Below are 19,965 nucleotides of genomic sequence, written 5' to 3' on the forward strand. Positions count from 1 at the left end.
GGTTCAAGTTAAATGAAAGCGTACGCGCACGTCAAAGACGCTGCTCCCCGCCATGATGTTTCGACGCAACTCGAAGTTTCACTGATGTCTTGGCAGTAAATTGGGCGGGATGCAATCTCGGGAGCACAAAACTGATTGGAGTAGAACACCCACGCGAACACGGCTTCCTTGGCGCATCGCGTTGCCGCCTCTTCGCTTCCGAGATGCGCATTGTCTGGACCGAAATGCGAGCTACGCGCATACCGCAGACTGAACCCGTCTCCCTGCATTTATTCGTACGGCAATTCTCCGAAAAGACCGATCATGAGATCGCCGCACAATACCTTGAAGGGGATCTCGACGTACTGACTTGGATGTCTCGGCTTGGCAGGACCATCATTCGGAGCGTTTCGCGTATGCCCTTTAACATGCTCACCGTTTTCTTTGATGAACGGCAGAATCACCAAGCGACCGTGGTTGGCAGAAACGATGGTCCCTTCAGTCCAAAGGGTGGTTCCGTCATCGGATTGTCCGCTATTCGTCGTCTTGACCTGCCAGCCGACCTGACCGTGTTGCTCATACCAGAAGACAACCCCGCCACAGACGAGCACCTGCTCGCCGCGTGCAAGGGCTTCGTCAAGGAGCTGACGAACGCTAGCCAGCTGCAACAGTTTATTGGCGCGGGGAAGCAGAATTTGGCGAATTTTGGCCTTTACCTCGCCCCAGTGTTCCGTCGGGTTCAGATCAAACCCGGATGCAATCTTCGATCGCTCGATAAGTGTGGCGCCACGCTTGTGAAGGGAACCGTTCGCCAGCACGTCCCAGAAGCCCCTCATAAGATTTGCCCATCGCAAGCCTTTCGCGCAGCTCGCCGACGCGAATACCAGTCACGTAGGGAAACGCAGCCAAAGCGACCGCCAGAGCTTGCCGAAACGGTTCAGCCCTCTTGGTGAGCTGCAGCTCTGACGCCAGGGGGGCCGGCACCGCGGATTTGCGCCGCTTCGCTTCGGTGAGCATGAGCGCCTCCTCAGAATGCAATCGTTCTTTCGCCTGGAGGGCCTTTAATGTCTTCATCTGCAGTGAACGTCGGAGATCCTCGTCAATCGGGGTTATCTGCAGGTCTGCAGCATAGCGCGCATTCAAACTTGCGCTCGCCGCGAAGGCAGCATCGGCATCTGAGTGACGGTCAAGTTTAACGCCACCGTCTGTAGTTGGAATCCTGCGGTCCCGCCACTTCGGCGCACCTACCTGACTGACTGCGAGTTCGTGCATTTCCCAAAAACCATTGAGGGGATCGTGGGTCGGCCAGACTGCCAGAATGGTGTCAAAATCCCGCTTGCTATCTCCCCATTTCATAGTGCACTCCGTCGCGTGTCATCCAGGCGTCAGGTTCCCACCGACGGTCGATCTTCACAGGATGGAAGAGTCGGATCGCGATTGAAAGTCCAGTCGAACACTTTCCAGTTGTTTTCCCAGGTTCTCCTAACAGGTTTTCGTAGAACTATCACCGGCTGGATGCTCAAGACCCGACGTGTTTCGCTAACATGCTGAAATTCCACGCGGTCCATGCAGGTGGGCGGTTCTAATCCCATCAAGGCGAAGACGATCCTATTGCCCCGATCTTGCCTTTTCGACGAGACCGGGGATTTGATTTCACAGGACGCTAACGTTCTCAGCCTTCGACTTTCCCATCTTCCGGTCTTGGCCCAACTCGTAGCTGACCTTCTGGCCATCCGCCAGGGAAGCGCCGAAGAGCATTTACCGTTGGACTGGCGCCCAGCAATGCGTGCTTGGTCCATGGCCATGCGGGAAGACGCAAACCGAGAGCATCGATTCAAGGATTTCACAGGGCCGAAAACGTTGATTGTGAAGCGCCGGTCGTCGACCACCAAGGAACTCGCGATGTGAACTTTGGCTCGTGATGCCAAGAGGACCGTCCAGGAAAAGCGTGGTCGGTCTGTCCGGTTTACTGGGAGAAAAGCTGAGCCTCGATCGCGGCTTGTCGAGCACCGACCATACCCGGACAATCTTGCCGCCCTTATATTGGTAAAAGACGTTTTCGCAGAACGACACGCGGTGGCCGTTGACTGGAAGGCCGAGAAACTCGCCGGTTGGGCTGATGTCAAATTCGAGGCGGCTCGCCACCGTATTGTCGTCGCAGACCAGGATGTCGATTTTGTAGTACAAGTCTGGGATCTCACGAGCCTCTTTCTCCCGCGCCTGTCGATACGCATCAAGTCCGACGATCTCCCCATTGTAGGCGACCTCGGTACTGACGTAGTTTGCCAGATTGTCCCAGTCCCGGGTGTTCAGGCAATCAATGTATTCTTGATACAACTCCGAAAGTGGGGAAGTCATCTCGTTCATCCTTGGGCTTCAGTTGATCTGCTCTTGGACCCTGAGGATAGCGCGCGCGAACTCCTCGGGTTGCTCCTGTGGCACGTTGTGTCCGGCGCCAACGACGCGATGCTCGTGGAACCCGACAAACATTTTTGCATGGTCCGACGTCCCTCCGGGCTTCAGGGGGTCGTATCACGAAGTTGGTACCCAACTCGACCTGAAGCAAAAGCAGAAGCTGGTCCACATCGCTATTGAAGCGGTCGCACCTCGCTTGCGTCCAGAGACTTGGATCAGGTGGATACAATGGGTTGAGGTAGCTAAGATATTCTTGATCAAGACGGTTGATGAGCGAGTGAACGTTGCTTGGCAATAAAAGCCGGGGGGAAGTGCGACATCCCCTTGAAGGTCATACACGGTCGCATCAAGCGGTCCGACGCCCAATTCGGATTGGGTAGCATCATCACCCGCCCACAAACAGCCGCCAGCCCCAAAATCAAAGAAGAATCGTAGTGTGCCCTTTGTCATGGTGGGAATAGTCATGTTTTAAGAAATGTCCGCAATTGGCGCATTGTAGCCATCTCTATCACAGCGGTATTACTCGAAACGGCAATACGCGCATGCTCAAGGTGCGAGGCAAACAACGCAGCGCTGACGGCATTTGTTTTGTTAACATCCACCTTAAGCGACCATTCAGGTGACATAAATTGCAATCTTACTGACGTTCCGATCATCTTCAGACGAAACCGGTTTGGCGAGATGCAACGAGGCGAGGTCGAATTATGGTGAGCCCACGGGAAATCCAATTCTATATTGGCGGAGAATGGCAAGAATTCGCCGAAACAGTTCATTTGCCCGTCGTGGATCCGGCCTCGGAAGAAATCGTGGGATATATTGCTGCGGGCGATGCTCATCATGTCGACCAAGCAGTTGCCGCGGCACGCAAGGCCTTCCCTGCATTTTCTCAATCATCTGTGTCAGAAAGACTCGCTCTGCTTAGCAGGATGCATTCGCTCCTCCTGGAAAGAGCGGATTCGTTTGCGGAAACCCTCGTCAATGAGATGGGAGCAGCGATTTCGTTCGCGCGGGCTTCTCAGGTTCCTTTCGCTGCCGAGCACATCCGCGTCCAGATGGAGGTTCTGGAGAAGTACCGGTTTCTGACAGTCGATGAGCACCGCGCGACCGCCAAAGAGGCGATCGGAGTTTGTGCGCTAATCACCCCCTGGAACTGGCCACTTTACCAGATCACCGCCAAAGTCGCTCCCGCTATCGCGGCAGGCTGCACCGTCGTGCTCAAGCCTAGCGAACTGTCCCCTTATAGCGCTCTGCTCTTCGCCCAGTTGATGCATGACGCCGGCGTTCCGCCAGGCGTGTTTAATCTTGTCAACGGCACTGGCGAAGCCGTCGGAGCAGCACTCGCCAGCCATCCTGACGTTGATATGATCTCGATCACCGGTTCCACCCGCGCAGGGGTACTCGTCGCGCAGGCTGCCGCACCGACCGTGAAGCGCGTGGTTCAGGAGCTCGGCGGCAAGTCGCCAAACATTTTGCTCGACGATGCCGACTTCCGCGAGGCGGTCGCGAAGGGCGTGCTCGCCGGCATGCGCAATGTGGGCCAGTCGTGCAGTGCGCCGACGCGCATGCTCGTGCCCGCAGATCGGCTCGAGGAAGTCGAGGAGTTGGCAAGCGCTACTGCGAGTGCCATCCGCGTCGGCGCCCCGCTTGATCCGGCGACCGACATGGGCCCGATTGCCAACCGTGCTCAGTTCGAGCGCGTGCAGGTGATGATCCAGGCCGGCATCGATGATGGAGCGAAGCTGCTATGCGGCGGCTTGAGCCGGCCGGCCGGGCTCGATAGGGGCTTTTTCACACAGCCGACGATTTTTTCTCGGGTGACATCCGACATGCGCATTGCTCGTGAGGAGATTTTCGGTCCCGTACTTTCGATTATGCCCTACAAGGACGAGGAAGAGGCAATCAGTATTGCCAACGACACCGTCTATGGATTGGGTGCCCATGTCCAGTCTTCAGATCCGGAGCGGGCGCGGCGGGTGGCGCTGCGCATTCGTGCCGGCCAGGTTCATATCAACTATCCCGCCTGGGATGGAGCGGCTGCGTTCGGTGGCTACAAGCGGTCCGGTAACGGCCGTGAGTATGGCGTATACGGGCTCGAAGAATATCTTGAGACGAAGTCCATCCTCGGTTATTGACGTGGCGGCACCGCCGGGTCGACCCGCCAGGGAAGCGGTTTCAGAGACTGACGAAGCATCGTCAGGAAAGCGGCAGTACGCGCACTTCGGCCGTGCCGCGATCCGAGGATGGCGACGATATCGGCCGACGGAAGCTTCCAGTCGGGAAGCACCTGCTTCAGACGTCCCCCGGCGAGGTCTTCTGCAACGGCCCATTCGGAGCGCATCATGATGCCCTGACCAGCCAGCGCCCAATCCCGAATGACGGCACCATCGTTGCTCGACATTACGGGATTAACGCGCACTGTCGCACTTTCCTGCCGTGATCCCTTAAACCGCCAGAGCGTGACATCCTCCTCGTTCTCGCGAACGACGAGACAGCGATGTCGCGCCAGATCGGCGGGCGTAGAAATGGGCGCAGCCGAAGCAAGGTATTCTGGACTTGCGCAAAGAATTCGATGGTTCGGCGCCAGTGTCGTCACCACCTGGTCCAGATGCGCGGATGCCCCAATGTGAACAACCACCTCATAACTGTCGACGATCAGCGCTGTGGGATGGTCGGACAATTGCAGGGTCGCAGCGGCGTTGTGATGCTCTCGAGCAAACGCCTCCACGACCGGGGCCACATAGCTCCTTCCAAATCCGTGAGGCGCTGCGACCCTAAGGTGCCCCCGAACCGCACCCTTCCGGTCAGCCAAGGCTTCGGCAAGGGAATCTATGGCATCGCTGACAATCACGCTGTGAGAAGCGACCAGTGAGCCCTCCTCGGTAAGGCGCAGATGGCGTCCGGACCGGTCGATCAGCCTTACCCCGACCTTCTCTTCAAGCGCACGCAGGCGCTGGGTCACTGCCGGAGGCGTCACGTTCAGCTTTCGCGCGCTTTCCGCGAGAGACTTCGACCCCGTGAGAACCGAGAAGAAAGCAAGATCGTCCGACGTGAGCATTAATCTGCACCTGAAGCGCTAATTCACTGAGTGTTAATTGCCATCTTTAGGGTTTGGCGACAAGGTAAGCTTCTGGTTGGAAATCGGATTAATTTCTAGCCCAGACGGAGCCCACCATGTGGTCAGTGCACACGGGGCCGCGGTGTGCCCCTAGACATGATGGAGAACCTGCAATGAATGCTAAAGAGCTACTCGACCACCTTGTCGCCTTTCCATCTGTCGTCGGGACTCCTAACGGCGAAATCGTGGGATGGGTGAGAGGCTATCTCGAAAGTAATGGCGCCACAGTGACTGTTTTGCCCGGCCCCGAAGGCGATCGGGCGAACCTATTCGCCACCATCGGCCCGAAAGACGAGCGCGGCTACATTCTTTCGGGCCATATGGATGTCGTTTCGGCATCCGAACCGACATGGACATCGGATCCCTTCCGCCTGCGCGCGGTGGGCGATCGGCTTTTCGGCAGGGGGGCGTCCGACATGAAGGGCTTTCTTGCCGCCGCGCTTGCCGGGCTTCCCGCTATGGCGAAGATGCAATTAAGCCGCCCGATCCACTTCGCCTTCTCGTATGACGAGGAAGCGGGCTGCCGCGGTGTACCGCACATGTTACAGCGGCTCGAAAACCTGTGCGCGCCGCCCTTGGGAGCAATTATTGGCGAACCGAGCAGCATGGTGGCGATCCGCGGCCACAAGGGAAAGGCCGCCGCCCGCATCGAGATCCATGGCACGACCGGCCATTCATCGCGCCCTGACAAAGGCCTGAACGCCATTCACGCCATGACTGCGGTGATGGACGCGACGCTGAAGACTGTCGATGCCCTGCGAAACAGTGCCTTAGACCCGAACTTTGAGCCGCCTTATTCCACCCTGCAGATCGGGACGATCACGGGCGGACGCAGCGTCAACATCATCCCGGATCTTTGCACCCTGGAACTGGAAGCCCGCGCCGTGCCTGGCGTATCGCCAGCGGTTCTTCTGGAACCCATCAAGACAACTGCCGAGGCCCTCGAGAATGAAGGTTTCCGCACCGCGTGGGAAATCAGCAGCACCTATCCGGCGCTTTCGCTTGATGCCGACGCACCGCTCGCCCGACTGTTAGAGGAACTAACCGGAGCGCCGACATTGGCTGCCGTCAGCTACGGCACCGAGGCCGGACTCTATCAGGCCGCTGGCATCGATGCGATCATCTGCGGCCCCGGGGACATCTCCCGCGCCCATCGCGCCGACGAATTCATCCGCCTCGATGAACTCGCTGCTTGCGAGCAAATGATCCTGCGGCTAGCCAAAACGCTACGGCACTGAGAGGGCGCCCCATGGTTTTCTGGTTCAATTCGGATCGAGAGAGGGGCCGGGTTTTCGCAGAGTCTTTTGCCCGTGAGTTGCCCGATCTACCTCTCGTGATGGACATTTCAGAACACGATCCGGACGAGATCCTTTACATCCTGACTTGGACTGCGCCGCCTGATCTTCATCGTTTCAGGAACCTGAAGGTCGTCTTCTCGATCGGTGCCGGTGTCGATCAATTCAAGCCAGAATCGCTTCCGCCAGACGTCATACTCGTCCGCATGGTCGAGGACGGTATCGTGCGGATGATGCAAGAATATGTCACGCTCGCCGTGCTCGCCCTGCACCGAAAGTTGAAGGTCTATATCGAACAGCAGGCTGATGCCGCCTGGCTCCCGCTTCCTGTGCGGCAAGCTGGCGAGCAGCGGATCGGCATCCTTGGCCTTGGCATGCTCGCCCAAGCCGTTATTGAGCGACTGAAACCCTTCGGCTTTCCGCTTGCCGCATGGAGCCGCTCAAAACGACAAGTGGATAGTGTTGATTGCTATCACGGCCCGGACGGGCTCATGCCGTTCCTTGCCCGCACCGACATCCTGGTCTGTCTCCTGCCGCTGACCCAAGAGACGCAAAGACTACTCGACGCTGGGGTCTTCGCGGCCCTCCCAGCGGGCGCGGCACTCGTCCACGTCGGGCGCGGCGCGCAACTCGATCATGACGCTCTCATTGCGGCTCTCGATGATGGACAACTGTCAGGTGCGGTCATCGATGTCACTGAACCTGAGCCCTTGCCTTCAGAACATGGTTTCTGGAGGCATCCGAAGATCATCCTTACGCCGCACATCGCAAGCGTCACGCAAGCAAAGACGGCGGCCGGCGCCGTCATCGACAACATCAAACGGCTTCGCGACGGTCTTGACCCGATCGGGCTCGTCGATCGCGACCGCGGTTATTGAAGCTACAACCAGGAGAGCAAGGAGAAAACATGTCCCTCCTCAAGACCATAGTACCCAACAGCACCGAAGCGCCTCGCGAGTCCAAGCCGGGGCCGGAACGCTTCATCTCCGGCGATCCTTCTTTCAAGAGCTGGCCCCAAGACGTTGCGCGAGACGACATGATTCACACCGGCGTCTGGGAAGCGACACCGGGGCTGACGCACTCCGTCAAGGGAGAGACATTCGAATTCTGTCACATCCTTCAAGGCGTCGTGGAAATCACCCCGGACGGCGGTGAACCGGTGACCTACAAAGCAGGCGATAGTTTCGTGATGAAACCGGGATTCATCGGCACATGGCGCACCGTGGAGACGGTCCGAAAGATCTACGTCACTGTCAACTAACCAGCTCCGCCGCCTCCGGTCCGCGCGTTGCGACCGATCGGCCTAGCCAACAACGAACCGTAAATCGGCGGAGAAGCATTGCTCTCCGCCGATGTGAGAGCCCGACGCGAACTCGGCGCAGAAGACGTGGGCTTCAACATATGATCGGCAAGGGTTAGTCCGCTTGCCGATGAGAGGCTGTGCGCCAGTCCGGGAGCCTCTTCATTCGAAGCCCCATATGTGAACAACAGCTCGAATCGGCCTGGTCGCTGGAACGATCATAGTTCGCTCGCATGCAGCGATGGTGGCGCAATTTTGGGCGTCAAGGAGTGGCATGGTCCGCCATTTGAGTTCGGACCCGGGACTGTTGTTGGGCGGACACTTGCCCATTTTAACCGATCTACACCGGATTATCTTCGGATTACGGAGGAGAGGGCGAACGCAGTCAGTGTATCGCGCACGCCGGGCATCTCGGCAATTAATTGCCAAATTTGGCGGATGCGGTCGGCCTCAGGGGACTCGACCCGCACGAGGAGATCGAAATCGCCGGTCATAACGTCGCAAGCAACGACTTCTGGGATCTTCCGTAGCGCCTGAATGACTTCGCCGCCCCGCATGCGATCGTGCCGATAGACGAAAATCAGTGCGGTTGTGACGTTTTGGCTATTCCCTCCATCCGCGGTGAGGATTGTATATCCCTTGATGAAACCTTCTCGTTCCAGACGTTCGATTCGCACCCGCACGGCGTTGCGAGAAAGGTTCACCTTCGCCGATAAATCCGCGTGCGAGATACGGGCGTTGGCCTTCAATTCGGCAAGTATCTGTTCGTCAGTTCGATCGAGAAGATATTTCATGGAGATTGAGTCGGGTCGCTTAACCAAAAATGTCGGGGGTTACGGACCGATAAGCTAACACGGCGATTTCCGGTAGTAATATTCTTTCCTTTCGGCTCGCAAATCGCTTCGATGTCGAAGCCATTATGAACCCTGGCAGCGCCTTCTTTTCCGCATCTGTCAGGACGCGGACTCCCTGATAACCCTGCAACAGCGCCCGCGCCCGCTCCTTGTTCAGATCTCCGTTGATTTCGCCCGCCCAATCGACAAGCGCATCAGCAAGCTCCGACACGAGCGCATCCTCGTGCCGAAGCCTGAAGTTGATTACCCCGCTGACTTCTTCTCCGAGGAAAAAGACGTTCTCCTGGACCAATGCGCCATGAATTGCGCCAGTGGGAAGATCCGTCGATTTCCACTTCGCTTTTCGTTCCAAGACAGTGTGCATTTCAGCCATCACGCGTCCCAGGCTGAGGCATTTTGCCGGGTTTGCAAATGTGGGTGAGGCGCCGGGTACGAAGCTGACGATGGCAACCAATCGACCTGCGGCCCGAGACGTGGCGTGGCCATCGACAGTGCGGAGCGGCTTCGGGCAGGGGACGCCATGACGATAAAGCGCCTCCATGGTTTCGAAGGCCCTTTCCAGATCTGAAGGTTGGGCTTCGTTCTCGAAAAGGGTAACGATGAATTCGCCTTCCCTCGTCCGAAACAGATAGGTCGTCTCGGAGTCACCGTCCGCAATGCCAATCACCGACAGAAGCGACGTAAAACCATAAGCCGCGGTAATGAGTTGGCGATCTTCGTCAGAAATCTCGGTAAAAACAGCCATTTCCCACCCTTGTGCAGACGATGAACCCATCAGAAATTTGCGAAGGCCGCGCTACCTTCGAAAAGCTCTTCAACCTGACTGGAGGCTAAGATCCCTTCCTCTTCCACGACCTGGCGCAGCCCCCGCTTTTCGGTCAGGGCTTTCTTGGAAAGTTGCGCTGCCTTACTGTAGCCGACAAGCATCGCCAACGGTGTCGCAAGGACAAGAGACTGATCGAGGAGGTCCTTACAACGGTCGACATCAACTTCAATGCCGGCGACGCACCGCTGCTCGAAAATGTCCATACCCCGCGTCAACATCCGCATGGACTGTAGGATGTTGAGGATGATCACGGGCTCCATCGCATTGAGTTGCAACTGCCCCGCACTTGCCGCCAGAGTGACCGTGAGATCATTGCCGATAACCTGAAATGCGATTTGGTTCATCATCTCTGGAATGACGGCGTTGACTTTGCCGGGCATGATCGAGGAACCGGCCTGGACGGGCGGAAGTCGGATTTCCCCCAGGCCGCTCCTCGGGCCACTGCTCAAGAGCCGCAGATCATTGCAGACCTTTGTCAGCTTCACAGCAATCCGCTTAAGGACGCTGGAGATGGACACGAAACCACCGGTGTCGGAGGTGGCCTCAATCAGATTTCGAGCTCGGATGAGCTGGATACCAGAAATCTGTGTGAGGTGGATGCAAGCCGCGGCTGGAAAGCCGCGGGGGACGTTGATCGAAGTTCCGATCGCCGATCCGCCGATATTAACCTCTTTCAACAGCCTGGAAGCGGATTGCAGTTGGTTGATATCTTCGTCGATCAGCTCGGCGAACGCATCAAATTCCTGCCCGGCTGTCATTGGGACGGCGTCCTGCAACTGAGTGCGACCGACCTTCAGCGCAGTCGCATATTCACGTGCCTTGGCGCGGAATGCATCGCGTAGCCCGACCTGGGACTCGATCAGCCCTTCGCAAGCACGAAGAATGGTCAGACGCAGTGCGGTCGGATAGACATCGTTTGTCGATTGCGACAGGTTCACGTCATCATTCGGATGAAGCTTGTCATAGTCGCCGACCTTCGCACCGAGCTTCAAGAGCGCCAGGTTCGCGACAACCTCGTTCACGTTCATGTTGGTGGATGTTCCGGCGCCACCCTGCATCATATCGACCGGGAAATTCTCATCAATGCATTTCAACGCGATGAGCTCATCGCAAGCCTCTGAGATCGCTGACGCCTTTTCCGCTGACAGCAGGCCAAGCTCAGCGTTTGCGCACGCGGCTGCTTTCTTCACCATAGCCATAGATTGAACGAGTTCAGGGAAGTCTTTCAGGCGAAGGCCTGAAACGGTGAAGTTGAGCTCGGCTCGACGCGTATGGATACCGTAGAGAACGTCACCGGGGATAGGGAGGGGGCCGATCAAATCGGTCTCTATGCGTTCAATTTCCATTCGCCGCTCCCCTAGTCCAGAATCCCGGCGTGGCGCATGACATGAGTGATAACCTCTTTAACAGGATGGCTCACCTCCACGAGAGGAAGGCGCAGGTCACCGCGGATCTTCGAGAGTTGCGTCAGCGCGAATTTCACGCCAGCCGGGCTGGTCTCGAGAAATAGCGCGCGATGCAAGGGCATCAGTCGATCTTGAAGAGCCAGTGCCGCCGCGAAGTCGCCTTTCAAGCATGCCCGCTGGAAGTCTGCACACAGCCGGGGAGCAACGTTCGCGGTCACCGAGATGCAACCGTGACCGCCATGGGCCATGTAACCCAGCGCCGTGCCGTCTTCGCCAGTGAGGAGATTGAACTCATTGCCGCAGGCCATACGCTCCAGCGACGGTCGCAAGAGATTGCCTGTCGCGTCCTTGACACCCTTGACGTTCGGACAATCCCTGAAAATACGGGCAAGTGTTTCGACTTCAATATCGATTACGCTCCGACCAGGGATATTGTAGACAATGATCGGAACCGTAGCTTCAGCGTCGATGGCCTTGAAGTGCTGATAGATTCCCTCTTGGGTGGGTTTATTGTAGTAGGGCGCAACGATCAGCAAACCGTCCGCGCCGGCCTCCTGTGCGTGCCGCACGAAGCTGATCGCTTCCTCGGTGCTGTTGGACCCGGCGCCGGCAATGACCGGAACCCGACCATTCGCTGCCGCGATCGCGAGTTCCACGACTCGCATATGTTCGGCATGGCTGAGGGTCGGGCTTTCCCCCGTTGTTCCACAGGGGACAAGCCCTGACGTGCCTTCGGCGATCTGCCATTCAATGAGGTTGCGGAGGGCTATCTCATCGACTTCCCCATCGGCAAAAGGGGTGACAAGGGCAGTGATGGATCCTTTGAACATCTTGACTTCCAAAAACGACGATGGATTCAAACTGGCGCCGGCGCCGGCGATCAGTGCTGCAGTGACGTGATGCAGACGACCTTCGGCTGGGTCATGTCCTCATAAGCAAAGCGAACGCCTTCGCGTCCCATGCTGCCATATTTGAATCCGCCAAATGGCATTGCGTCGAACCGATAGTCGGACGACTGGTTGATCATGACGCCGCCGGCATCGATCCGCTTGGCGGCCTGGAGGGCATTGGCAAGATCGTTGGTAAAGATCCCGGCATGGAGGCTGTATTCCGGCTTGTTGGCCAACTCTATTGCCTCTTCAAGTTCATCGAACGGCTGCAGCATGACCACCGGGGCGAAGACTTCCTCGTTCAGTACGTCGCACGTGGCCGGCACGTTTTCCAGGACGGTCGGGGGGTAGAGTGTGCCGGCCGGCTTGTGACCGCAGAGCAGCGTCGCGCCGGCAGCGATTGCTCGTTCCACCATGGCGGCGGCGCGGTTCACCGCGCTTTCGGAGATCATGGGGCCCATATCGGTCTCAGAATTCATCGGATCGCCGGTCTTCATCAGGACGGTTCGGGCCACGAACTCGGTCTTGAAGCGTTCATAGACCGAGCGCTGTACCAGAATCCGCTGCGTTCCGATGCAATTCTGGCCAGCCGCCCAGAAGGCGCCTGACACGCAATCTTCCACGGCGGCCTGAACATCGCTATTTTCCATCACGATAACCGGCGCATTGCCACCGAGATCCATTGCGAGCTTCTTGATGCCCGCAGATCTTGCAATGGCCTCGCCCGTGACGAATCCCCCTGTAAAGGAGATCATGCGAACCTCTTTGGCCGAAACAAGTGCCTTGCCCAGGTCGGCGCCGCCGACAGCGACCGTGATGATCTCTTCGGGCAAGCCGCTTTCGATCAAGACCTCCACCAGCTTGATCGCCGATAGAGGCGTAAGCTCCGATGGCTTCAGCAGTACAGCGTTTGCGCCGGCAATGGCAGGGCCAAGCTTGTGGGCCACGAGATTGAGCGGGTCGTTGTAGGGCGTGATTGCCGCGATGATTCCTAGCGGCTCCCGTGTGTACCAGCCCTGACGAGATTCAGAGCCCGCATAGGCATCAAACGGAATGACTTCGCCAGCATTGCGCTTGGCTTCTTCGCCAGAGAGTTTCAGTGTGTTGACACAACGTGTCGCCTCCTTGCGGGCCTGGGCAATTGTCTTCCCCGCCTCTCGTACGATCAGGAGCGCAAACTCCTCCAAGCGTTCTCCGATAGTGGCTGCTGCCCTTTCGAGAATTGCAGAGCGCTGGTGGCGGGGGAGCGACCGGGCACTCTGCGCGCCGCGCCTGGCGCGTTCGAGCAACAGGTCCACAGCCTCGGCACCGGTCTCTCGGATAGCGCCGACAAAACTGCCGTCGAACGGATTAGTGACGATGATCTCGTTGGAAGAGGCGGGTTTCAAGGCGAGACCGGGCATCACGCTGCCTCCTTGGCGAAATTTGCCGACTGCGCATTGTGTATAGCCACGATGTCGGACAGCAGTGCGTAGGCGGTTTCGACTCGACCGGCGCCCGGGCCGCTCACGGTGACGGGACCGAGAAGCTCTGTGTTCAACGATACTGCGTTGGTAGCGCCGTTGACGCCGGCGAGCGGATGTTCGAGGGCAAGCTGTTTGGGCGCGACACTGCCGGTTATCGTGCCGTCGGCATTGCGAACTGCTGACCCGACCAGTTTCCAACGACTCCCTGCCTTGGCAGCTGCTTGAATGTCGGAGGGAGAAAGCTTGGAGATGCCGTTGCAGGAGACATCCTCCGGCTTGAGATTTGCGCCCAGCAGCTCATTCGCCAAGATCACGACTTTCAGGCGAACGTCGAAACCCTCGACATCGGCAGTCGGATCGGCCTCTGCATAGCCCAGCGCCTGCGCTTCCGCGACAGCACTGGCGAAGTCCAGACCCTCCTCCATGCGGCAGAGGACGAAGTTCGACGTGCCGTTGAGGATCCCTTCGAACCCTTTCACCTCTGCGCCGGCAAGGGTCTTCTCTGCCATTCTTATGACGGGCGTGCCGCTCATGACAGAGCCCTCATATTCGAAGTGAACGTTGTTCGCCTTGGCAAGAGCCTTCAGTTCCCGAGCAGCGATTGCAACAGGCCCCTTGTTGGTGGTGACGACGTGCTTGCTCGAGTTGAGAGCCCAGCGGCAGTGTGAAACCGCCGGCTCGCCGTCCGCCGGGTTCGTATATGTCGCCTCCACAACGATGTCGGCAGGCGCCGTCTTGATGATGGCTTCGTTGTCAGCCTCGCCGCTGCCGCCGGAGAGCCGACCGAAACCGCCCTTCGCGAAATTCGCCTCCACGAGGGTCTTGGCATCCAGACCGTTGGGCGAAATGACGGAGCCCAGATGGAGATCGCTGACCGCAACGATGTTCAGGCGGAAACCAAGGTCCCGTTCCCAAAGTGGGCTCTTCCTCGCGATGAGCTCGGCCAAAGCACGGTTGACGCCACCAAATCCGATTAGAGCAATATTGTAGATTTTCATGCGGTTTCCTCCGATGAAGCGATTTGTGCGCACATCATCAGATGCGAATCGCTCAGTCGGAACGGCACAAACGGACCAATCTGCCGTGCATTTTGCTCATAACGCTGACCGTTTGCCCGTATCCCGGTTCGGCTCCCGCACTCGCAACGACAAATGGCTCGGGCGAGGAAAGCCGACTTGCTCATGCAATACGTCGAAGTGTCTATTTTTCCGCAAAGACGACGCGGCTCCAGCGGCTGTCGGCAGCAATCTCAGGAGAAGTGATCAAAGTCGATCGGAACTGAAAAGCCTGTCTTGACGCGGTCCATGACCACCATTGTTTTGAAGCCCTTGATGTCGGGATTTTCATAAAAGAACTTGCGGGTGAAGACCTCGTAGTCCTCCATGCTCTCGGCAGTGACAATCAGGACGAAATCCGCATCGCCCGTTACATAGTAGCCGTTCATCACTTCCGGCGTCTGCCGTATCGATTGCTTGAACCGGTCAACGATGTCCGCTCTTTCGCGCTCGAGCGTGACCAGTACAAGCATTGCGATCGGCCGGCCGACAGATTTGGGCTTCACAACCGCAACCTCAGCCTCAATCACTCCCGCGTCACGAAGCCGCTTGAGGCGGCGCTGCACCGCAGTGGCCGAAAGACCGACCATCGTACCGAGCTCCTCGCTGCTGTGTCTGTTATGAGTCTGCACGATGCTAAGAAGACGGGCGTCTAGGCGATCGAGCTGCATTGAAATCTCCGCAGGAATTCCTCGTTTGGGAGGCATCAAAAGCAGGATTTCCTCGCTGTTGCAACATCAACGCCGGATTTGATCGCCTCGATGCTTCTACGCTTCACGGACAAGACAGAGGTGGCAGAAAAGTCCAGCCCGACGATGACCTCGCTGCATGAGGACCGAAAATGATCAATATTACTGAAATTGCTGATATGGACCGCAGGACCGTTCTGCATCCGTTTACCTACCTTAAGAATTACGCTGCCGGGGAGACCGATCCTACCATCGTCGAGACTGGAAAAGGCGTTCGCATCCGCGATGCATCCGGCCGAGAATATTTGGACGGGTTTGCGGGCCTCTATTGCGTGAATGTCGGCTACGGCCGCACCGAAGTCGCCGAAGCGATCGCTCGGCAGGCGTACAAGCTTGCCTATTATCATTCCTACGCAGCACACACGACTGAGGAACTCGCACGACTTTCGGATCGCCTGGTCCGAATGGCGCCAGGCAAGATGTCGAAGGTCTTCTACGGACTGTCCGGGTCGGACGCGAATGAGACGCAGGCGAAAATCGTCTGGTATTACAATAATCTACGCGGGAAAGCGCACAAGAAGAAGATCATCTCGCGTGAGCGTGGCTATCATGGATGTTCTGTGGTTTCCGGTTCCATGACAGGCTTGAGCTTTTACCACGATCATATGGATCTCCCGGTTTCGGGGATTCTGCGTACCGGCGTTCCGCACTTCTATCGCGGCGCCGTGCCTGGCGAGACCGAAGAGGCCTTTTCACAGCGTCGCGCTGATGAACTGGAAGCGCTTATTCTCGCCGAAGGGCCCGACACTGTCGGCGCCTTCATCGCGGAGCCGGTCCTTGGAACGGGAGGCATTACACCGCCGCCGGCAGGATACTGGCCGAAAATCCAAGCTGTGCTGAAGAAGTACGACATACTGCTGATTGCCGACGAGGTGGTCTGTGGGTTTGGCCGCACCGGTGCGATGTTCGGTTCGGATCTCTACGGTATGAATCCCGATCTGATCACCGTCGCCAAGGGTTTAACGTCAGCCTATGTGCCGATGTCGGCGGCGATAGTTTCGCAGAAAGTCTACGAGGTCATGGAGGAGGCGACCTCGCGTGTGGGCTCCTTCTCACACGGCTACACCTATTCCGGTCATCCGATCGGCGCCGCGGCCGCGAACGCAGTCCTTGATATCGTCGAGCGCGAAAACCTGGCCGGCCAGTCCGCTATTAGAGGCGCCTATCTTATGCAACGGCTGAAGGCAGAGTTCGAGCAGAACCCGATCGTCGGGGAAGTTCGTGGTGTCGGCATGCTTGCAGCCATCGAGTTCGTTTCCGATCGCGATACCCGAGCTTCGTTCGATCCGGGCCTGAAGGTCGGCGCGCGCATCTCCCAAGCCGCTCGAAATCGCAACCTCATTGCCCGCGCAATGCCGCATGGAGACATTCTGGGCTTTGCACCGCCACTTGTGATGACGGAAGCGGAAATCGACGAAATGGTTGCGATCGCCAGGGCTGCCGTTGACGAGGTGCTGCGGGAGCTGGACTCCCAAGGGCTGGTGGCGGGATAACGAATGGGCAATCGTCTGAGGCTTTGCGCATGAACGCAATTCTAAAGGTTCACGAACTCACAAAGACGTTTGGATCGACGAAGGTGCTGGATGGTATCAGCTTCGATATGAGAGAAGGTGAGGTCATTTCTCTGATCGGCTCGTCCGGATGTGGAAAAAGTACCGCACTTCGCTGTATCAATTTTCTGGAGACGCCGACATCAGGTCGGCTCGAGTGCATGGGCCAGTCCGTCTCCGTCGTCAATGACGAGAGCGGGCGAAGCCAGATCATCAACGCCCGCGATATCAGGAACCTTCGCAGACAGATTGGCATGGTGTTCCAGAACTTCAATCTCTGGCCTCACCTGAGCGTCCTGTCCAACGTGACCGAGGCACTCGTTTGGGTGCTGAAACTCGGGAAGAAAGACGCCGAAGAGGTTGCGCTCTCGGCCTTGTCGAAAGTCGGCATGGCGAGTTTCCGTGACCGCTACCCGCAACAGCTTTCGGGCGGGCAGCAACAACGTGTAGCAATCGCGCGTGTTCTGGCAATGAAGCCAAAACTCATGCTGTGTGACGAGCCGACATCCGCACTGGACCCCGAGCTCGTCGGTGAAGTGCTGAAAGTCATAAGGGCGCTGGCGGAAGCGGGGGCTACGATCCTCCTCGTCACGCATGAAATGCGGTTCGCACGCGATGTGTCGAACCGGATGATATTCCTGCAAAACGGCCGCCTTGAGCAGGATGACGAGCCGAAGGAACTGTTTCGAAATCCCGCAACGGAAGGGGTGAAGCGGTTTCTTTCGACAGTGATGGCGGCCAACGCCTGAAAGCGCAACGAAAACCAAAAGGGGTAACAATCATGATCAACAGCAATCTCATCAAGTCAGCATTCGCAACCAGCCTGCTCGTCTGCGCACTGGCGACGGGCGCGTCGGCAAAGGACGGCGTTCTGCGAATCGGGACGGAGGGCGATGCGCCGAAGTTCAGCATGGCCGATCCGAGCGGCAAGGTAACCGGGTTCGACGCCGATATCGCCAACGGCATCTGCGCCGAGCTGAAACTGAAGTGTGAATTCGTCGTGCAGACATTCAGCTCACTGGTGCCATCCATGGATAAGGATCGCTTTGACGTCATCATTTCCGGCCTTGGTATCACCGCCGAACGTCAGAAGAAGATCGACTACTCCATCCCATATGCGACAACACCCCTCTATTTCGCTGTCGCAAAGGACTCCCCGCTTGCAGGCCTCAAGAGCCTCGCCGAAATCGAAAAGGCCCTCCACGGCAAGAGTGTCGGCGTCGTCACCGGGACGACCTACGCCAGGTTCATGGAGAAGCGGATGCACGGCGCCGATCTTAAGACATACGACGCCGTCACGCAGCTGACCGCCGATCTCGCGAGCGGCCGTATCGACGTCGCCTTCGCGGATTCGCCGACATGGATGGATTTTTTCGCAACGCCTGACGGAGCCAACTTCACCAGGATTGACCTGAAGATCATGGCCATGGATGACCCAGAGGTTCTTGGCCATGGCATGGGAGTCGGCATGCGCAAGGGCAATACCGAACTCAAGACCAAGGTCGATGCCGCCCTCTGCAAGATGATCAACGATGGCAAGGTCAGGGAAGCCTCGATGCATTGGTTCCAGGACGACTACACGATTCCCTGCAAGAAGTGATCGTTTCGAACATGAAGCCTGCCTTGGCACGACCCAGGGCAGGTCACGGGGATTGTGTCCATGTTGGGTGACCTTTGGGTGTTGATGGTGGAGCAGAGTTGGGCGCTGGCTCTGCTGAAAGGAAGTTTCGTCACGATCGTGATCGGTTTGATCGGAATGGCACTCGGCTTTCTCGTTGCAACCCCCTTGGCCATCATGCGCTGGCGGAAGGTCGTGTTCGTCTCGCAACTTGTCGACGGGTACAGCATTCTTGTTCGTGGCGTTCCGGGCTTGCTGGTCATCTATCTCCTGTTTTTCGGGTCGATCGAGTGGGTGAAGGCGATTACGGCTGCGTTCGGCTACCAGGAGTCGGCTGATGACGCATACCCCTACGTCGTCGGGGTGATCGCGATTGCCGTCATCTCGTGCGCCTATTCGATAGAAGTCATCCGGGGTGCGCTTCAGGCGGTGCCGTACGGTCTGCTGGAAGCCGCTCAGTCGCTCGCCTTGCCAAGAGGTGTAACGTTTATGCGCATCACGTTCCCACTGGCACTGCGGCTGGCGCTTGGCGGGATCAACAACGTCTGGCAGATGACGATCAAGGATACTTCGCTCGTCTCGGTCGTCGGCTTACAGGAATTGATGAGGACGGCTGCCATCGGTGCAGGAATCACGCGATCCCCGTTGCTTTTCTACTGCATCGCTGCGGCGCTCTTCTTCTGCATGACCGCAGTCAGTCAAACCGCGTTTTCCAGCGCAGAACGTGCGCTCGACCGCGGCTTCCAAGGAAGATGACATGGATCTTGGAATAATTGCATATGCCGTTCCGTTCCTTGTCATAGGTGCCAAGACGACGTTGCTGATCGCCTTATTTGGCGTTGGTATCGGGCTTCCCTTTGGTGTCGCCGTCGGGCTCGCGCGCTGCTCGAGAAGCCGGGTATTGCGCCGCGTATGCGATGCCTACTGCGCGATCTTCCGCGGCACGCCTATGCTGGTGCAGGTCTTCGTCATCTATTACGGCTTGGCCCAGGTGAGTTTTATTCGTCAGACCCCCAGTCTATGGTGGATGATCGCAGATGGGCTGAACGCTGCAATCCTTGCCGTGGTGCTCAACACCGGTGCCTACACGGCGGAGATTTTCCGCACGGCTTTCCTCTCCCTGCCGAAAGGACTTATCGAAGCGGCAGAAGCCTGTGGCATGCACCCGTGGCATGTCTTCAGGAGGGTGAGGTTTCCGCTTGCCCTGCGCCAGGCGCTTCCCGCTTACAGCAGCGAGGCGGCGATCATCGTGAAGGAATCCAGCCTCGCGTCAACGATTACCGTTCTGGAAATAACCGGATATGCGAAGCGGCTCATGAGCGAGACGTTCGCGATCATGGACATCTTCATCGTCACCGCAGCGTTCTATCTCACGATAAACGTCGTCGTCTTGACGGGTTTGAAACTCCTCGAACGGCGCCTGTCGTTTGCCCGATAAACAGATTCA

Annotated in this window: 20 protein-coding genes and 1 pseudogene; 9 read left to right on the top strand and 12 right to left on the bottom strand. The window is 57.7% G+C overall.

Translation table 11 applies throughout. The features are described from left to right. Window positions 1–269: 269 nt before the first annotated feature. The 4 genes and pseudogenes from K6M89_RS31190 to K6M89_RS25665 form a co-directional block, all read right to left on the bottom strand. Entirely contained in the window at window positions 270–797 is a 528-nt protein-coding gene (locus tag K6M89_RS31190) for a hypothetical protein (RefSeq protein WP_246642685.1), read from the bottom strand. Beyond that, on the bottom strand, window positions 724–1,335 hold the full coding sequence (locus K6M89_RS31195; RefSeq protein ID WP_246642686.1) for a hypothetical protein: 612 nt from the start codon (window positions 1,333–1,335) through the stop codon (window positions 724–726). Before K6M89_RS31195 ends, K6M89_RS31190 begins: the two co-directional genes overlap by 74 nt. 297 nt (window positions 1,336–1,632) lie before the next feature. After that, a pseudogene (locus tag K6M89_RS25660) lies at window positions 1,633–1,731 on the bottom strand (cold-shock protein); the annotation flags it as partial. Between the two features lie 6 nt (window positions 1,732–1,737). Beyond that, the gene (locus tag K6M89_RS25665; RefSeq protein WP_222141450.1) at window positions 1,738–2,337 is read right to left on the bottom strand and encodes an ester cyclase; all 600 of its coding nucleotides are present in this window, start codon (window positions 2,335–2,337) and stop codon (window positions 1,738–1,740) included. Window positions 2,338–3,098: 761 nt separating this feature from the next. On the opposite strand from K6M89_RS25665, the gene K6M89_RS25670 reads away from it, so the two are divergent. After that, window positions 3,099–4,526, top strand: a complete 1,428-nt coding sequence (locus K6M89_RS25670; protein ID WP_222141451.1) for an aldehyde dehydrogenase family protein — start codon at window positions 3,099–3,101, stop codon at window positions 4,524–4,526. On the opposite strand, the gene K6M89_RS25675 is transcribed toward K6M89_RS25670, so the two are convergent. After that, window positions 4,520–5,449: a LysR family transcriptional regulator gene (locus K6M89_RS25675; protein ID WP_222141452.1), complete on the bottom strand. Its 930-nt coding sequence runs from the start codon at window positions 5,447–5,449 to the stop codon at window positions 4,520–4,522. The genes K6M89_RS25670 and K6M89_RS25675 overlap by 7 nt on opposite strands. 173 nt (window positions 5,450–5,622) lie before the next feature. On the opposite strand from K6M89_RS25675, the gene argE reads away from it, so the two are divergent. The 3 genes from argE to K6M89_RS25690 are packed head-to-tail and all read left to right on the top strand — an operon-like array spanning window position 5,623 to window position 8,065. Next, window positions 5,623–6,747, top strand: coding sequence for an acetylornithine deacetylase (argE, locus tag K6M89_RS25680; RefSeq protein ID WP_222141453.1), 1,125 nt, complete (start codon window positions 5,623–5,625; stop codon window positions 6,745–6,747). Window positions 6,748–6,758: 11 nt separating this feature from the next. Next, a complete protein-coding gene (locus K6M89_RS25685) occupies window positions 6,759–7,682 on the top strand; it encodes a 2-hydroxyacid dehydrogenase (protein WP_222141454.1) in 924 nt (307 codons plus the stop codon). A 29-nt stretch (window positions 7,683–7,711) separates the two neighbouring features. Beyond that, window positions 7,712–8,065, top strand: a complete 354-nt coding sequence (locus K6M89_RS25690; RefSeq protein WP_222141455.1) for a cupin domain-containing protein — start codon at window positions 7,712–7,714, stop codon at window positions 8,063–8,065. 389 nt (window positions 8,066–8,454) lie between these two features. Here K6M89_RS25690 and K6M89_RS25695 read toward each other — a convergent pair whose 3' ends face one another. From K6M89_RS25695 to K6M89_RS25725, 7 genes are all read right to left on the bottom strand, one after another. Beyond that, window positions 8,455–8,898, bottom strand: a complete 444-nt coding sequence (locus K6M89_RS25695; protein ID WP_097584347.1) for an Lrp/AsnC family transcriptional regulator — start codon at window positions 8,896–8,898, stop codon at window positions 8,455–8,457. Between the two features lie 19 nt (window positions 8,899–8,917). Beyond that, entirely contained in the window at window positions 8,918–9,703 is a 786-nt protein-coding gene (locus K6M89_RS25700; RefSeq protein ID WP_222141456.1) for a homoserine kinase, read from the bottom strand. Between the two features lie 29 nt (window positions 9,704–9,732). Further along, window positions 9,733–11,130 (bottom strand): aspartate ammonia-lyase, encoded by a 1,398-nt coding sequence (locus K6M89_RS25705; protein ID WP_222141457.1) that lies wholly within the window; start codon window positions 11,128–11,130, stop codon window positions 9,733–9,735. Window positions 11,131–11,141: 11 nt separating this feature from the next. Next, window positions 11,142–12,020 carry a 4-hydroxy-tetrahydrodipicolinate synthase gene (gene dapA / locus K6M89_RS25710; RefSeq protein WP_183919708.1) on the bottom strand — a complete coding sequence of 293 codons (879 nt, stop codon included), beginning with the start codon at window positions 12,018–12,020 and terminating at the stop codon, window positions 11,142–11,144. A 50-nt stretch (window positions 12,021–12,070) separates the two neighbouring features. Beyond that, window positions 12,071–13,483, bottom strand: a complete 1,413-nt coding sequence (locus tag K6M89_RS25715; RefSeq protein ID WP_183919705.1) for an aldehyde dehydrogenase family protein — start codon at window positions 13,481–13,483, stop codon at window positions 12,071–12,073. Continuing rightward, window positions 13,483–14,544, bottom strand: a complete 1,062-nt coding sequence (locus K6M89_RS25720) for a homoserine dehydrogenase (RefSeq protein ID WP_183919704.1) — start codon at window positions 14,542–14,544, stop codon at window positions 13,483–13,485. Before K6M89_RS25720 ends, K6M89_RS25715 begins: the two co-directional genes overlap by 1 nt. A 251-nt stretch (window positions 14,545–14,795) precedes the next feature. Further along, window positions 14,796–15,272, bottom strand: coding sequence for an Lrp/AsnC family transcriptional regulator (locus K6M89_RS25725; RefSeq protein WP_183919702.1), 477 nt, complete (start codon window positions 15,270–15,272; stop codon window positions 14,796–14,798). Window positions 15,273–15,442: 170 nt separating this feature from the next. Between K6M89_RS25725 and K6M89_RS25730 the strand changes: the two genes are divergently transcribed. Genes K6M89_RS25730 through K6M89_RS25750 form a run of 5 tightly spaced genes read left to right on the top strand, consistent with a single transcriptional unit; the run spans window position 15,443 to window position 19,956 of the window. After that, complete coding sequence (locus K6M89_RS25730; protein WP_222141458.1) at window positions 15,443–16,843, top strand: aspartate aminotransferase family protein; 1,401 nt, start codon at window positions 15,443–15,445, stop codon at window positions 16,841–16,843. Window positions 16,844–16,872: 29 nt separating this feature from the next. Beyond that, on the top strand, window positions 16,873–17,649 hold the full coding sequence (locus K6M89_RS25735; protein WP_183919753.1) for an amino acid ABC transporter ATP-binding protein: 777 nt from the start codon (window positions 16,873–16,875) through the stop codon (window positions 17,647–17,649). Between the two features lie 32 nt (window positions 17,650–17,681). Beyond that, window positions 17,682–18,500, top strand: a complete 819-nt coding sequence (locus K6M89_RS25740; protein WP_222141459.1) for a transporter substrate-binding domain-containing protein — start codon at window positions 17,682–17,684, stop codon at window positions 18,498–18,500. A 60-nt stretch (window positions 18,501–18,560) separates the two neighbouring features. Beyond that, a complete protein-coding gene (locus K6M89_RS25745; protein WP_183919694.1) occupies window positions 18,561–19,274 on the top strand; it encodes an ABC transporter permease subunit in 714 nt (237 codons plus the stop codon). A gap of 1 nt (window position 19,275) precedes the next feature. Further along, window positions 19,276–19,956, top strand: a complete 681-nt coding sequence (locus tag K6M89_RS25750) for an ABC transporter permease (RefSeq protein WP_183919693.1) — start codon at window positions 19,276–19,278, stop codon at window positions 19,954–19,956. The last annotated feature ends 9 nt before the right edge of the window (window positions 19,957–19,965 follow it).

The sequence above is a fragment of the Rhizobium croatiense genome (genome assembly GCF_019793465.1).
Classification (GTDB): domain Bacteria; phylum Pseudomonadota; class Alphaproteobacteria; order Rhizobiales; family Rhizobiaceae; genus Rhizobium; species Rhizobium croatiense.